Origin of the sequence: Polynucleobacter sp. TUM22923 (genome assembly GCF_030295705.1) — a bacterium.
Taxonomy (GTDB): domain Bacteria; phylum Pseudomonadota; class Gammaproteobacteria; order Burkholderiales; family Burkholderiaceae; genus Polynucleobacter.
In genome coordinates, this window is the sequence record NZ_AP027274.1 from 1,246,387 (window position 1) to 1,261,543 (window position 15,157).

At 47.7% G+C, this 15,157-nt stretch carries 16 protein-coding genes; 2 read left to right on the top strand and 14 right to left on the bottom strand.

Annotation, left to right across the window (positions count from 1 at the left end):
• The 11 genes from lepB to QUD86_RS06405 form a co-directional block, all read right to left on the bottom strand.
• Nucleotides 1-807 (bottom strand): signal peptidase I, encoded by an 807-nt coding sequence (gene lepB, locus QUD86_RS06355; protein WP_286296006.1) that lies wholly within the window; start codon nucleotides 805-807, stop codon nucleotides 1-3.
• On the bottom strand, nucleotides 807-2,612 hold the full coding sequence (lepA, locus tag QUD86_RS06360; protein ID WP_286298703.1) for a translation elongation factor 4: 1,806 nt from the start codon (nucleotides 2,610-2,612) through the stop codon (nucleotides 807-809). The genes lepB and lepA overlap by 1 nt, the downstream gene beginning before the upstream one ends.
• Before the next feature lie 145 nt (nucleotides 2,613-2,757).
• The gene (locus QUD86_RS06365; RefSeq protein ID WP_502928858.1) at nucleotides 2,758-4,206 is read right to left on the bottom strand and encodes a DegQ family serine endoprotease; all 1,449 of its coding nucleotides are present in this window, start codon (nucleotides 4,204-4,206) and stop codon (nucleotides 2,758-2,760) included.
• Nucleotides 4,207-4,276: 70 nt separating this feature from the next.
• A complete protein-coding gene (gene fabF / locus QUD86_RS06370; protein WP_286296008.1) occupies nucleotides 4,277-5,524 on the bottom strand; it encodes a beta-ketoacyl-ACP synthase II in 1,248 nt (415 codons plus the stop codon).
• Nucleotides 5,525-5,552: 28 nt separating this feature from the next.
• Nucleotides 5,553-5,792, bottom strand: coding sequence for an acyl carrier protein (gene acpP, locus QUD86_RS06375; protein ID WP_071464736.1), 240 nt, complete (start codon nucleotides 5,790-5,792; stop codon nucleotides 5,553-5,555).
• A 101-nt stretch (nucleotides 5,793-5,893) separates the two neighbouring features.
• Nucleotides 5,894-6,637, bottom strand: a complete 744-nt coding sequence (gene fabG, locus QUD86_RS06380) for a 3-oxoacyl-ACP reductase FabG (RefSeq protein WP_286296014.1) — start codon at nucleotides 6,635-6,637, stop codon at nucleotides 5,894-5,896.
• A gap of 27 nt (nucleotides 6,638-6,664) precedes the next feature.
• Entirely contained in the window at nucleotides 6,665-7,600 is a 936-nt protein-coding gene (fabD, locus tag QUD86_RS06385) for an ACP S-malonyltransferase (RefSeq protein WP_286296015.1), read from the bottom strand.
• A gap of 71 nt (nucleotides 7,601-7,671) precedes the next feature.
• Nucleotides 7,672-8,658 (bottom strand): beta-ketoacyl-ACP synthase III, encoded by a 987-nt coding sequence (locus QUD86_RS06390; protein WP_286296017.1) that lies wholly within the window; start codon nucleotides 8,656-8,658, stop codon nucleotides 7,672-7,674.
• Nucleotides 8,655-9,668, bottom strand: a complete 1,014-nt coding sequence (plsX, locus tag QUD86_RS06395) for a phosphate acyltransferase PlsX (RefSeq protein ID WP_286296020.1) — start codon at nucleotides 9,666-9,668, stop codon at nucleotides 8,655-8,657. The genes QUD86_RS06390 and plsX overlap by 4 nt, the downstream gene beginning before the upstream one ends.
• Before the next feature lie 82 nt (nucleotides 9,669-9,750).
• A complete protein-coding gene (gene rpmF / locus QUD86_RS06400; protein WP_011902241.1) occupies nucleotides 9,751-9,930 on the bottom strand; it encodes a 50S ribosomal protein L32 in 180 nt (59 codons plus the stop codon).
• 102 nt (nucleotides 9,931-10,032) lie between these two features.
• Nucleotides 10,033-10,614 (bottom strand): YceD family protein, encoded by a 582-nt coding sequence (locus QUD86_RS06405; RefSeq protein WP_286296032.1) that lies wholly within the window; start codon nucleotides 10,612-10,614, stop codon nucleotides 10,033-10,035.
• Between the two features lie 13 nt (nucleotides 10,615-10,627).
• Between QUD86_RS06405 and QUD86_RS06410 the strand changes: the two genes are divergently transcribed.
• On the top strand, nucleotides 10,628-11,242 hold the full coding sequence (locus QUD86_RS06410) for a Maf family nucleotide pyrophosphatase (protein ID WP_286296034.1): 615 nt from the start codon (nucleotides 10,628-10,630) through the stop codon (nucleotides 11,240-11,242).
• A 33-nt stretch (nucleotides 11,243-11,275) separates the two neighbouring features.
• Nucleotides 11,276-12,049, top strand: a complete 774-nt coding sequence (locus QUD86_RS06415; RefSeq protein WP_286296036.1) for an SAM-dependent methyltransferase — start codon at nucleotides 11,276-11,278, stop codon at nucleotides 12,047-12,049.
• An 81-nt stretch (nucleotides 12,050-12,130) separates the two neighbouring features.
• On the opposite strand, the gene sppA is transcribed toward QUD86_RS06415, so the two are convergent.
• From sppA to QUD86_RS06430, 3 genes are read right to left on the bottom strand one after another with little or no spacing between them, the layout of a single operon-like run.
• The gene (sppA, locus tag QUD86_RS06420) at nucleotides 12,131-13,090 is read right to left on the bottom strand and encodes a signal peptide peptidase SppA (protein ID WP_286296039.1); all 960 of its coding nucleotides are present in this window, start codon (nucleotides 13,088-13,090) and stop codon (nucleotides 12,131-12,133) included.
• A gap of 24 nt (nucleotides 13,091-13,114) precedes the next feature.
• Nucleotides 13,115-13,783, bottom strand: a complete 669-nt coding sequence (locus QUD86_RS06425; RefSeq protein ID WP_502928897.1) for an HAD-IA family hydrolase — start codon at nucleotides 13,781-13,783, stop codon at nucleotides 13,115-13,117.
• A gap of 11 nt (nucleotides 13,784-13,794) precedes the next feature.
• Nucleotides 13,795-14,856 (bottom strand): RluA family pseudouridine synthase, encoded by a 1,062-nt coding sequence (locus tag QUD86_RS06430; RefSeq protein ID WP_286296043.1) that lies wholly within the window; start codon nucleotides 14,854-14,856, stop codon nucleotides 13,795-13,797.
• Nucleotides 14,857-15,157: the final 301 nt, after the last annotated feature.

Here is a 15,157-nt window from a genome sequence, read left to right on the forward strand (position 1 = left end):
TTACTCAAAGCCACCGATACGACCTAAGTTACCGAGATTAAGCCAAACAAAGAAAGCTCTACCCACAATGTTTTTATCGGGCACAAATCCCCAATAACGTGAATCTGCGCTGTTATCCCGGTTGTCACCCATAGCGAAGTAATGCCCCGCTGGTACCTTACAAGTAAGGCCCGCATTTTGATATTCGCAGTTCTCAAACCCTGGAAAACGTTCGGTCGGAAAGCTGCCGGCTGGGCGATCAGGATCATTCAAAATCTCATGCCGATTACCCCCCAAATCCGCCGGGAAGGATTCTGTAAAACGCTTGGCATAACGCATGTTTTCAGGATCGAGATAAGGTTCACCACCGCTGTACTGCAAAGGCTGACCATTAACCGTTAAACGCTTGTCCTGATAATGAATCGTATCGCCTGGCAGAGCCACAACACGTTTAATGTAATCCACTGATTCATCGCGGGGATAGCGAAAGACGACGACGTCACCCCGTTTTGGTGAGCCCAACTCCACTACCTTTTGGTTTATTACTGGTAAGCGAATACCGTAAGTGAATTTATTCACCAGGATAAAGTCCCCAATCTGCAAAGTCGGAATCATCGATCCCGAAGGAATTTTGAATGGCTCCACAATAAACGAGCGCAATACAAAGACAGCGCAAATCACCGGAAAAAATCCTGCCGTATATTCGAGCCACAAAGGCATGCGATCGATGCCTACAGCACGTCGTTGCGGAGCGAAGTAAAGTCGATCAGCAACCCAGGCAATACCAGAAATGATCACCAAGATAAACAGAATGAGTGCAAAGTTCATTAGTCGTCTACCTGCAAAATAGCTAAGAAAGCTTCTTGTGGAATTTCCACATTACCCACTTGCTTCATGCGCTTCTTGCCTTCCTTTTGCTTTTCTAACAACTTACGTTTACGGGAGATATCTCCGCCATAACATTTAGCTAAAACATTTTTACGTAAGGCTTTGACGTTTTCACGGGCGACAATATTGCTACCAATTGCCGCCTGAATAGCGACATCAAACATTTGACGAGGAATAATATTGCGCATCTTAGCAACTACCTCACGCCCACGATGCTGGCTATTGCTACGGTGAACAATCACTGACAGAGCATCGACTCGTTCGCTGTTAATCAAAATATCTACCTTCACTACATCAGCCGGTCGATATTCCTTGAATTCATAATCCATCGAGGCATAGCCGCGTGAGATAGATTTCATTTTGTCAAAGAAATCCAATACGATCTCGGCCATAGGTAACTCATATGTGAGTTTCACCTGGCGACCAAGGTAGTTCATATCCATTTGAACGCCGCGCTTACCAACACATAAAGTAATGATCGCGCCCACATACTCTTGCGGCATGTAAAGATTAACCGTGACTATCGGCTCAAGAATGGTGTTAACTTTGCTCGCCTCTGGCATCTTCGAAGGGTTGTCCACCAGCGTGATCGAACCATCAGAATGCTCGACCTGATAAACCACCGTTGGCGCAGTAGTAATGAGATTCATACCGTACTGGCGCTCTAAGCGCTCTTGCACAATCTCCATGTGGAGTAATCCCAAGAACCCACAACGAAATCCAAAGCCTAAGGCCTGCGAAACTTCTGGCTCGTACAGCAGCGAAGCATCATTTAATTGCAGCTTTTCTAAGGATTCGCGTAATTGATCGTACTCACTGGACTCAACAGGATATAAGCCTGCAAATACTTGTGGCTTAACCTCTTTAAAGCCAGGCAGCGGGCCTGTGGCAGGGACTCTACCTTGCTGTCCAGGAGAATGGGTGACAGTATCACCCACCTTTGCGGCTTTTAACTCTTTAATGCCCGCAATGACAAATCCTACTTGACCGGCGGATAGCTCTGGACGATCAACAGACTTCGGACTAAACACACCGACATGCTCGACTAAATGGCTTGAGCCATTTGCCATAAGGGTGATTTTTTCTTTTGTTTTGAGAGTACCGTTGACGACACGTACCAGCATGACTACACCGACATAATTATCAAACCAAGAATCAATAATCAGTGCTTGCAATGGGTCCGTGGGGCTTCCTTTTGGAGGCGGGACGAGGGCGATCATTTCTTCAATAACTTCTTGAACGCCTAAGCCCGTTTTGGCCGAGCATGTCACTGCATCTGATGCATCAATCCCAATGACATCCTCTATTTCTTTTTTGGCGCGATCTGGATCAGCCTGAGGTAAGTCAATTTTATTCAGTACTGGTACAACCTCAACGCCCAACTCTAGGGCCATATAGCAATTGGCAACGGTTTGCGCCTCAACACCTTGACTAGCATCCACCACCAATAAAGCACCCTCACAGGCAGACAGTGAACGACTCACTTCGTATGAAAAATCGACATGCCCAGGGGTATCAATTAAATTGATGTTGTAAGTGTTGCCATCTTTTGACTTATAAGACAAGGCTGCTGTTTGGGCTTTGATGGTGATACCACGCTCACGCTCGATATCCATCGAATCCAAAACCTGGGCTTCCATCTCTCGATCGGAAAGACCGCCACACAACTGAATAATCCGATCAGCAAGCGTCGATTTACCGTGATCAATATGGGCGATGATAGAAAAATTGCGGATTAAATCCATAGCGTCTAAATAGTCATTCAAAAAAAACGCTTTTTCAGAACGCACCCCAATGATGCGCTGCAAAAAGTCGTCTTAGGTTGATTGTAATGGGTGGCGCCAAATTGGCGCCAAGCCCATTTTTTTACTTAAAAAGGGTTATTAATGCCTATTTTGGCTTGACCGGAATGATTAAAGTGCTGTCAGCTCGTCGCACAAAAATAGGTACGGTTTTATTGACATCTAAACCCTTTAATAGAGCCTCAAATTGCTTAACCCCCGTGATGTCGGTATCCGCAATTCGAATAATCACGTCCCCGGGACGGACCCCTCCCCGGACTAAGGGGCCTTCACCTATGCCGGTAACCTCGACGCCGCCACGAATATTGAGCTCTCGCCTCTTTCCGTCGGATGGCTCTGCTACCGCCACACCAAGGGCACCAACATTGCCAGCACCGGAATTTGAGCTATCCGCCTTCTTAACAGGGCTTTGACCAGCATCCGTATCAATAACGCTCACCATTAAGTCCTTCGTAGCCCCTTTGCGCCAAACCTGTACCACCGCGCTGGTGCCAGGCTTTGTCTCTCCGACAGTTCTGGGTAAATCAGTGGACTTGGCGATATCACGTCCATTAAAACTGAGAATGACATCACCCGATTCAATGCCGCCAGCAGCCGCTGGACCGCCCGGCTCAACATTGCGGACATAGGCTCCACGAGGTCTACCTAGGCCCAAGCTCTCTGCGATTTCTTTCGTCATTTCACCTAAGGCCACACCAATACGGCCGCGAGTCATCTTACCGTTAGAGCGTAACTGATCCGCAACCCGCATTGCCTCATCAATCGGAATCGCAAAAGATATGCCCATATAGCCGCCAGAACGGCTAAAAATTTGAGAATTGATACCGATCACTTGACCGGCAGTATTGATTAAAGGACCACCCGAGTTACCTGGGTTCACGGCGACGTCAGTCTGAATAAATGGCAAGTAATCGCCTGTGTCACGACTCTTAGCCGACACAATGCCAGCAGTCACAGTATTTTCAAGCCCAAATGGAGATCCAATGGCTAGAACCCACTCTCCCACTCGCACCCTTGAGGAGTCACCTAAAGGTAATCTAGGCAGATCACGAGCATCAATTTTGAGAACGGCTACGTCAGTACGCTTATCCATCCCCAATAGTTTGGCCTTAAATTCTCGTTTATCAGTTAAGGTGACGTAAATAGTATTGGCGCCCTCAACAACATGGGCGTTGGTCAGAACTAAACCATTTGAGTCAATAATGAAGCCAGACCCAACGCCGCGATCAGACTCTTGTGGCTTGCCAGAGTTGGGTTGTGCTTGCTTTGGCCCCCCTGGTAACCCCGGAATGGGCACGCCAAAGAAGCGACGGAAAAATTCCGCTTGATCTTCAGGCATTCCCGGAATACCACCCTGTGATTGCTGGGCAGCCACCTTTTCTGTCACGCGGATATTCACCACTGCAGGGCTAGCTCGCTCAACGAGATCAGCGAAATCCGGTACAGATACCCTCGGCGCCTGCGCAAAGGATGAAGAAACCATAGGGATTTGCCCAAAACTAACGATAACTAAGAGCGCAATTAAGTACTTTTTCATGATGCAATAGGCCTACTTGGTAAAAACCAATGATAAATAAATGAATTAAGGGAAGAAACTAAGGTAGATATTAGGTCAATTTGCCAAAAATCAAGGTGCCGTTAGTACCCCCAAAGCCAAAGTTGTTTTTAACGGCATGCTCAATTTTTACGTCACGAGCGGTGTTGGCGCAGTAGTCCAAATCACATTCGGGATCTTGATTGAAAATATTGATCGTTGGCGGGGATTTCTGATGATGCAAGGCTAGGATCGTGAATACAGACTCCAACCCACCTGCGCCACCCAAAAGGTGACCGGTCATAGATTTTGTAGAGTTAATCAGGACCTTCTTGGCGTGATCGCCAAGGGCCGCCTTGATAGCGCCAGTCTCATTTTTATCACCCAGTGGCGTAGAGGTGCCGTGGGCATTGATATATTGAATTTGATCTGGGTTCAGGCTGGCATCACGCATTGCGTTAACCATGCAACGACGTGGGCCATCCATATTAGGGGCAGTCATATGGTATGCATCACCACTCATACCAAACCCTAAAAGCTCACAGTATATTTTTGCGCCGCGTGCTTTGGCATGCTCATACTCTTCAATAACCAGGACGCCAGCACCCTCACCCAAGACAAAACCATCGCGGTCTTTATCCCAAGGGCGCGATGCCGTTGCTGGGTCATCGTTGCGAGTAGACAAGGCGCGAGCCGAGGCAAAGCCACCAACACCCAAAGCAGAAATAGTAGATTCGGCGCCACCAGCGACCATGACATCGGCGTCACCGTATTGAATCAAGCGTGCTGCCAAACCAATACTATGTAAACCCGTTGTGCAGGCGGTGACTGCCGCTACATTTGGGCCTTTTAGCCCAAATAAGATGCTTAAGTGCCCGGAAATCATATTAATGATGGATCCCGGCACAAAGAATGGAGAAATACGGCGAGGACCGCGTGCCAACAATTCAGCACCCGTAGCCTCAATCATTGGCAGACCGCCAATACCGGAACCAACCATGACACCAATACGCTCTGCATTTTCTTCTGTGACCACAATCCCACTGTCACGAATAGCTTGTGCGCCAGCGGCGATGCCGAAATGAATAAACGTATCCATGTGCCGCGCTTCTTTAGCGGACACGTATTCCTCAACGTTGAAGTCCTTAACTTCGCCAGCGAAATGCACGCTCAGCGGTGTATGGTCGAACTTAGTGATGGTAGCAATGCCCGATTTGCCCGCTAGGACATTCGACCAAGCTACATCAACAGAGTTACCAACTGGAGAAATCAGACCTAAGCCGGTAACAACTACCCGGCGTCGGCCATTTGATGCTGACACAGTATTTGCTTTGAACTAAGCTAGGGAATTAACCCTGAGCTTTGGATTGAGCGAAGTCGATAGCGAGCTGAACTGTAGTGATCTTCTCAGCCTCTTCGTCCGGAATCTCAATACCAAATTCATCTTCCAAAGCCATTACGAGCTCAACAGTGTCAAGAGAGTCTGCACCCAGGTCATTCACAAAAGAAGATTCATTCTTGATGTCTCCTTCAGCGACGCCCAATTGCTCAGCGACGATCTTCTTAACGCGTTGTTCGATGTTATCCATTAAATCCCCCAAGGGTTGTAAAAAAACGATGAAAGAATTTTATCAGCTTGGCGGGCTAAATTAGTAAATCCGCCAAAAAATGACCAAATTCCTAGTTAAATTTAGGCTAAATAAAGGCCGCCATTGACATGCAAGGTATTACCAGTAATGTATCCCGCAGCTGGAGAGGCCAAAAATGCCACTGCCTGTGCCACATCCTCGGGGCTGCCAAGGCGCGCTAAGGGGATATTGGCTTTCAGGGCATTTTGCTGCTCTTCACTTAAAGCACGTGTCATATCGGTGTCAATAAAGCCTGGGGCCACGCAATTAACGGTGATGTTGCGGCTACCGATTTCGCGAGCTAAAGCACGAGTCATACCAGAAACACCTGCTTTGGCAGCAGCATAGTTCGCCTGCCCAGGATTACCCATATGACCAACAATCGAGGTGATGTTAATAATGCGACCCGTACGTGCCTTCATCATCGGCCGCATCACTGCTTGTGACAAACGAAACACCGCACTTAAGTTAGTATCGATGACATCGGTCCACTCTTCGGCCTTCATTCGCATAGCCAATTGATCACGAGTAATGCCCGCGTTATTGACCAAAATACCAATTCCACCGAAATCCTTCACGATCAAATCAATGATGGCTTCACATGCCTTTGGATCCGTGACATTTAATACTTCGCCCCGGCCACCGCTTGCTTGTAAACGAGCGCTGATCGCCTTAGCCCCATCCTCCGAGGTGGCTGTACCAATCACCTTAGCACCACATTTCACAAGCTCATCTGCAATCGCCTGACCAATACCACGCGATGCGCCGGTCACTAGTGCAATTTGTCCGCTTAAGTCGAGATTCATTTTTTGTCTTTCGTTCTTACTGAATGATTATTTCACTACTGCTAGCGCATCATTGAGGCTAGCCTCATCAAACATTGGTACACCGATAGCACTGTCATTAATACGCTTGGTTAAGCCTGCCAGTACTTTGCCAGGTCCACACTCCACCACTTGAGTCACACCCTGTTGCACCATCGCATTAATCGTTTCATGCCATCTCACTGGCATCGCAGCTTGGCGTACCAAGGCATCCTTGATAGCGTTAACATCCTGCAACGTTTGCACATCTACATTATTGATAACTGAAATAGTGGGCGCATTAAACTCAACATTGGCGAGATAGGATTTGAGCTTTTCAGAGGCTGGCTGCAATAAAGATGAATGAAAAGGGGCTGAGACAGGCAAGGGCAGCGCACGCTTTGCACCAGCCGCTTTCAACAACTCACAAGCCTTGGCAAGCGCATCACTACCGCCAGCAATCACTACCTGCCCTGGCGCATTAAAGTTTACCGCCTCAACCACTCCGCCAGAGAGCGCTGCCGCCTCTGCGCAAAGGGTGCTTACGAGGGCATCATCTAAGCCCAGAATTGCAGCCATACCGCCTGTACCCACTGGTACTGCCGACTGCATTGCTTCTGCACGAAAGCGCACTAAAGGCACCGCATCTTTAAACGAAATAACACCGGCTGCAACCAAAGCGGAGTATTCACCGAGGCTATGCCCCGCGACTATTTTAGGGATTGCGCCACCAGCCGCCAACCAGGCACGATAAAACGCAATTGCCGCCGTGAGCATGACAGGCTGTGTATTGGTAGTTAAAGCCAACATTTCTGCTGGACCTTCCGCAATCATCTTTGCGATATCTTCGCCCAAAGCTTCAGAGGCTTCTTGTAAGGTGGCGCGCACTTCAGGACGACTGGAAATTGAATTGAGCATTCCAACAGCTTGGGAGCCTTGGCCTGGAAATACAAAAGCAAATGTCATAGGATTAGTCGCTAAGCTTTATGGGTGGTTATGCAGATTGATAGATAAATAAATAGATCGAACGTAGCTCTTTAATACTTAATGGCCACTGCGCCCCAAGCAAAGCCACCGCCAACACCCTCTAATAAAAGATGTTGACCGCGCTGAATTTGCCCAGACCGAATACCTGCATCCAGGGCAAGTGGAATAGAGGCAGCCGAAGTATTGCCATGCTCATGCACCGTCACAATGACCTTATCCATAGACATGTTCATCTTGCGAGCCGTACTCTCCATAATCCGGATATTAGCTTGATGTGGCACTAACCAATCAATCTGCTCTGGCTTGAGATTCGCTTTTTCAAGAACCTCATGGGCAACTTGCTCAAGTACCTTCACTGCCAACTTAAATACTGCCGGCCCATCCATTGTCATAAATGGAGAGCCGTGCACTTGACCGTGGCCAGCACGACCAGGAACACACAAAATATCTCGCTGGGAACCATCCGCATGCAGAGCAGTGGCCAATATGCCAGGCTCAGTAGACGCCTCCAAGACTACGGCGCCAGCACCATCCCCAAATAGAACTGAAGTAGTACGATCCTCGAAATTCAAGATACGAGAAAACGTTTCCGCGCCAAGTACCAGTACTTTTTTATAACTACCTGTACGAATAAAGGCATCTGCAATTGCTAGCGCATAAGTAAAGCCAGCGCAGACAGCCTGCACATCAAAAGCTGCGCAATGATTATGAGCACCTAATTTATCTTGAACAACACAAGCGGTACTGGGAAATCCGCCCAAATGATCCGGAGTCGAGGTTGCCAGAATAATCAGGTCAAGATCTGCAGAGGTGCAGTCTGCACTCATCAACGCTGCTTCCGCTGCCTTCACCGCTAAATCACTAGTGAGTTGATTGTCAGCTGCAAAGTGACGAGCAGCAATCCCACTGCGAGTCATGATCCACTCATCGCTCGTTTCAATACCGATCTTTGCTAGGCGCTCGACAAGGTCTTGGTTGCTCACCCGTTGCTCTGGAAGATAACTTCCTGTTCCTGCTACTCGTGAATAGGTATTCATAACAATGTATCCGTAACAAAAGCCTGCGCAATCCGCTCTACCATACGATTTTTTGCTGCTTCATAGGCGCGGTCCAGAGCAAAACCAAAACTAATCCGATCTGCGGAGCCATGACTTTTAATAACACAACCACGCAACCCCAATAGTACCGCCCCGTTGTAGCGCCGATGATCTACTCGTTTGCGCACGCGCAGCAAAGGCACCATGGCAAAGATAGCCATTAGCTTAGTAAGCCAAGATCGATTAAATTCACTTTTAATCAAGCCGCTCATCATCTTTGCGAGACCCTCGCTCGCCTTAAGCACAGCGTTACCCACAAAGCCATCGCACACTACGATATCTGTGGTGCCCTTAAAAATATCATTGCCTTCAACGTTGCCATAAAAGTTTAAGCTGCTTGCGCGAAGAAGTTCCCCTGTCCGCTTCACAACCTCGTTACCTTTAATCAACTCTTCCCCGATATTCAAAAGGCCAATAGAAGGGTTTTGCTTACCTTCCACCACTTGCACCATCACGTTAGCCATTTGCGCAAATTGCACTAAATGCATTGGCTCGCAATCGGCATTGGCACCAAGGTCAAGCATGGTGGTGCCTAAACCTTTTTCATTAGGGATCGCAGCAGCAATGGCTGGGCGGTCAACGCCATCCAATGTTTTGAGAATATAACGAGAAATTGCCATCAAGGCACCGGTATTTCCAGAGGAAATAATGGCATCAGCAACGCCGTTCTTCACTTGCACAATAGCCACGCGCATTGAAGAGTCTTTTTTGCGGCGTAAAGCTATCTCAATCGAATCATCCATTAAGACAACTTCGCTAGCGGCAACAATTTGAATGCGCTCGGTAGGCGCTTTGGGAAATTGATCCAGGGCTTGACTGATCAAATCAGCATCACCTACTAAGATCATGCTTACATCAGCATGTTTTTCAAGAAAGTCACAACAGGCTGGGACGGTCACGATTAACCCATGATCTCCGCCCATAGCATCGATGGCAAGTGTGACACTCATAAAATCGTGGATTGAAACAATTGGTTTGTTTAAGAAAAAAGCGGCTTTAAATGGAGCCGCTTCTATCTTTTAGACTAAAAAATTAGTCGTTTTTTGTTTTTACTACTTTACGGCCACGGTAGTAGCCATTAGGTGAGATGTGATGACGCAAATGCGCCTCACCTGTTGTGGCCTCAACAGCCGTAGCAGGTGCGGTCAAAAAGTCGTGTGCACGGTGCATGCCACGTTTGGATGGGGATTTTTTATTCTGTTGGACGGCCATATTGAACTCCTAAGCAAGCCGACATTCTAGCATGGAAATTTCAATTAATCTACGACTTTTCACCACCTCAAATGAGTCACTATCACCCCAAAAAATTCCCTTTTAAGAATTTTTCTTCATATTTTTCAATATGTTAAAAGGATTTTCTTGTTTCTCGGTCTTACTCGAGGTCTCACCAAAATCTCCAAAAGAGGAGGCATGGGCCTTACAGGCACTATCGGTGTGGATGGGGATTAAAGGCAAGGAGAGGAGTATTTCATCCTCCAAAAGCTCTAAAAGGTCGAAATGCTGGCTGGCTACTAAGGACTCTTGTTGATCATCCTCCATGGAAAAAGCGTCCGCCTCCTCTTCCGTGGCTACTAGAACAAATTGGCGCCTTTCCAGCAAGTTCACAGGGCAATCTTGAAGGCAGCGTTGGCAAATTAAATGAATTCGCCCTTTTAGATCCAGCTTAAGCACTTGTGATCGTTCCGCAATAGCAGAATCTACAAAATGTGTACTGATATTCCAATCAAAGCCATCCCCCACCACAACAGATGATGCCTCAACATGTAAACGTGGCATTGTCGATATCTCCAAGAAACCAGCCCCTTTGTAAGACACGGGAGCGCAAAAATCTACCCTGCGCAAAGCGCTTGGATCTGTAGATAGTTCAACTTGAGGTGAAATTTGATTACGATTCATAGTGAGAGTCTAAATGATGGTCTTAATGAAAGCACCAGAAGTAATGAGTAATTCTGAAAAAAAATTGATATTGGCATCGACCTCCGTCTATCGCTACGAACTTCTGATGCGCCTTGGCATCCCCTTTACCGTCATAGCGCCGCAGGTTGATGAAACCCCATTGCCTCATGAAAGCACCGCAGAACTGGCCTTAAGGCTTGCAATAGCAAAAGCTACAGCGGTTAGCAAAGATCATCCCCAAGCTTGGGTTATTGGCTCTGATCAAGTGGCTGATCTTTATGGGGCAGCGATTGGTAAGCCTGGAAACTTTGAGCGGGCGTTGGCTCAGCTGCAATTGATGCGAGGTGCCAAAGTAACTTTTCATACGGCGCTTTGCCTCATGCATGGTGAATCAGAGACAAGCTTAAATATCCCAACGGAAGTGAAATTCCGTAATTTGCCTGACGAAACTCTAGAGGCCTATTTAAGGGCAGAAGAACCCTATGACTGTGCCGGTAGCGCAAAATCAGAGGGGATGGGAATCGCTTTGCTTGATTTCATCCGCAGCGATGATCCCACTGCATTGATTGGCCTGCCCCTAATTGCTTTAAGCGGTCTTCTTCGTGATGCTGGTTTTTCCATTCCATAAAAATCATTGAATCAAAAAAACAGGTAAAAAATAATGAGCACAAGCCTAGGCACTCTTTTTTTAATCCCCAATACTTTGGGAGAGGAAGCGCGAGTAGAGCAATTGCCGTGGGTACTTCCAAGGGAAACGATAACTCAAACGGCCAAACTGACCCACTGGATTGTGGAGGATGCTAAAACTGCGCGGGCTTTTTTAAAGGCAGTAGACACGGTGTCACCACTTGCATGCACTATTCAAGAAATGCAGATGAGTGAATGGCGTGGAGTTGCTCGCAATGCAAAATATGGGGATGCGATCAAACCCATGGACTTATTAAAGCCCTTGATGGCCGGTAAGGATATGGGCTTGATGTCAGAAGCAGGGGTTCCAGGAGTTGCAGACCCTGGCGCTGAATTGGTTTTAGCAGCGCATAAGCTTGGCGCCAAAGTTAAACCCATGGTGGGTCCCAGCGCCATCCTATTGGGCTTAATGGCTAGCGGCTTAAATGGCCAACACTTTGCATTCCAAGGCTACGTTCCTCACGATGCACAAGATCGCATTAACAAACTCAAGCAGTTGGAAATCGAATCAAAAAAATTACAGCAGACTCAGATTTGGATAGAGACACCTTATCGCAATACGGCCATGCTAATGGCGTGCCTCAATGCCTTGTCGCCTCAAACATTACTTTGCCTTGGTATGGACCTGAGCCTCCCATCAGAGATGATTACGACATTGTCCATAACCGATTGGCGTAAACGCTATCCCAATGAAGCAGCCTGTGCTTTATTGCAAAACCGGCCAGCAGTATTTTTAATGCTGGCCTAATCGATTGGATCGGGCCATACCCGGCACAGCTTGGCTGAGCTGTGTTGAGCTCGATTCATTTCACTTCCTTATTTAAGTTTCTTACTTTAGATCCGGCATCTTTAACAAGGCTTTGCCAGCAGAGGCACCCACCTCGGCACCGAATCTTTTAGCAACACGTTCTGCAAAGTTTTCTTTCATGGTGTAGTCCAAAATATCTGGGGCCTTAAAGACATCGCGAGCCACTGTATCGACGGTGCCATACCCATCAACTAAGCCCACTTTAATCGCCTGCTCACCATTCCAAACTCGACCCGAAAACATGTCGGGGGTTTCTTTAAGGCGATCACCTCTGCCCTCTTTCACCACCGTAATAAATTGCTGATGAATCTCATCGATCATTGCTTTGATCATATCTACTTGCTTCGGATTTTCCTTGGAGAAAGGATCCATCATGCCTTTATTAGAGCCCGCAGTAATCATGCGACGAGTCACGCCCAACTTATCCATCAGACCTGTAAATCCAAAACCCTCCATGATGACCCCAATAGAGCCGACTAGACTAGCTTTATCAACCAAAATTTGATCCCCAGCAACGGCTACGTAGTAACCACCAGAGGCACAAATATCTTCCACTACAACATAAAACGGCTTATTGGGATACAGCTTGCGTAAACGATGAATCTCATCATTGATCATTCCCGCCTGAACTGGTGAGCCCCCAGGGCTATTGATACGTAGCACTACGCCTGCACTGTTTTCATTTTCAAATGCAGAGGTCAAAGAAGAGTTGATATCTAAAGCATTAGCCATTGAGCTTGCAGCAATCTCACCCTCTAAGGTAACTAGTGCGGTGTGCTTCTCAGTACCCATGCCATGCCCAGGTAGACGAAAATCAAAGATTGCAAGAACAACACCCACAAAAACCAGTAAGGTCAGTACACGAAAGAACGCCTTCCAGCGACGCGCCTTGCGAGTCTCTTTTAAGTTTTCAAGTAATAAATGCTCGAGGGCTTGTCGCTCCCAAGGTTGCTTAGCGCTGTCAGATTGCATTTGATCCATCTCTAATAATTCCTTTTAAGCAAACTAGTTAACGGTGAGATTTTGTTTAAGCCAGCGGGTCAGTTGTGACACATCATCCACATGGGTAAGTGAGGCCGATTCTTTCAGCGTGCTTGGTGGGTGCGCACCGTACGTTACCGCAACTGCATCAACTCCCGCATTGGCGGCCATATCTAAATCATGGGTGGTGTCGCCAATCATCAACATTCGCCGTGTTGGTACCTGCATCACATCAGACAATTCCAAGAGCATCCCTGGGTGGGGCTTAGAAAATGATTCATCCGCAGTGCGAGTTTCATGAAATAAATGACCAATTTGATGATGGTCTAGGGATCGATCGAGCCCCACACGTGATTTTCCAGTAGCGACGCCAAGCAAATAACCCTCTGCGCGCAGGTCCTGCAGCAACTCGCGGATACCCGAGAATAAATGGAGCTCGTGATCTTTGGCTAGATAACGAAAACGGAAGCGCTCAGTTAATTTAGGAAAGTGGGCTGGCTCAATCCAGGGGACTGCCCTTCTCAGGGAATCATGAATTCCCAAGCCAATGACTGAGCTTGCCAGGGTGTCGTCAGGCTCCTTAAAGCCTAAATCACGGCATGACTGCTGAATACACTCCACAATCGTTGGCGTGGAATCCATGATGGTGCCATCCCAATCCCACACAATCAGTTCATAACGTCTTTCCGGCATTAATTTCTCAATCATGTGGCTGCTTTAATGGTTTCACTTTTCTCACTGGCGACTTCAAACAACTTCATCATTGCCGTAAATTCCACTGGAAGTGGCGACTCGATTCGCATCTTCTCTCCAGTTCGAGGATGCGTAAAGCCAGCAAGGTGAGCATGTAAGTACAAGCGCTTTGATTTCACCATTTTATCCTGATCCTCAAAACCATACTTGTCATCACCTAAGATGGAATGCCCCAGCTTCTGTAGGTGTACTCGAATTTGATGCGTGCGCCCTGTTTTGAGTTGAGCTTCGGCTAGAGTAATAGTGGCATTCTCGCGCTTAAGCGTTTTAATGACCCGTAAAGCCGTATGGCTTGGCAAGCCATCCGGATCAACACGGACGCGACGCTCCCCGTTGGGTAATAAGTATTTATGCAAAGCGTATTTCAGCTGCATCACCCCTGCCCCCTGAGTAACTTCACCATGAGCCAATAAGTAATACCGCTTGTCAGTCTGACCCTCTCGAATTTGGCGGTGTAACTCCACCAAAGCACTCCGTTTTTTGGCCAGCAGCAAAACACCGGAGGTATCTCTGTCCAAACGGTGTACAAGCTCAATAAATTTGAGTTCAGGACGAGTGATTCGCAAAGTCTCAATGACCCCAAGAGCGATCCCAGATCCGCCATGGACTGCCAAACCAGCAGGTTTATTAACAATTAATAAAGCGTCATCCTCATACAAAATTGGCATTTTGTCGGAGTAGCCCTGTGCCCGAGACTTGGTTTGAGCAGTATTGACAATCGCCATTTGGGCGGGTTCAGCTAGTCGCACAGGCGGAACACGAACAACATCACCTTCGACCAAGCGGGTTGTTGGCTCTGCCTTTTTTTTATTCACCCGCACTTCGCCAGAGCGAATAATCCGATACACATGGCTTTTGGGCACCCCTTTAGCCCAGCGTAAGAGATAGTTATCTAGACGCTGGCCAGCTTCTTCGGGGCCGATTGTCTGAAGGTGGACGGTGGGAGCCGTTGGGGAAACTGAAGAAATTGGGGTTTTAGGCCCTAAAGACTGGGAAATGGGTTCGAATTTCATGATTTATCTCTCTCGCCACCTCGACGAGGGACTTAACAATACCCCATTGTCATTCAACTTGTGCCGTATAATCAATGTTCTAGCTAATTTATATCAGCTTGGATCACAACCTGAAGTCAGGTTTGGATCGGGGAGTTTGGAGTCGCCCTTAATTGACTCCCGGGGTTGCCCCTCCCCCGTTTAATGAGGCGCAGGGTTAGTGTGCCGTATGCCGCGACCCGCATTAGAAGACAGTTTTCAGGCGCGCGCCTGCATTGATGGCCTAAAGGAGGTCTCTGCGGCGATCGTCAAGTGTGGCACC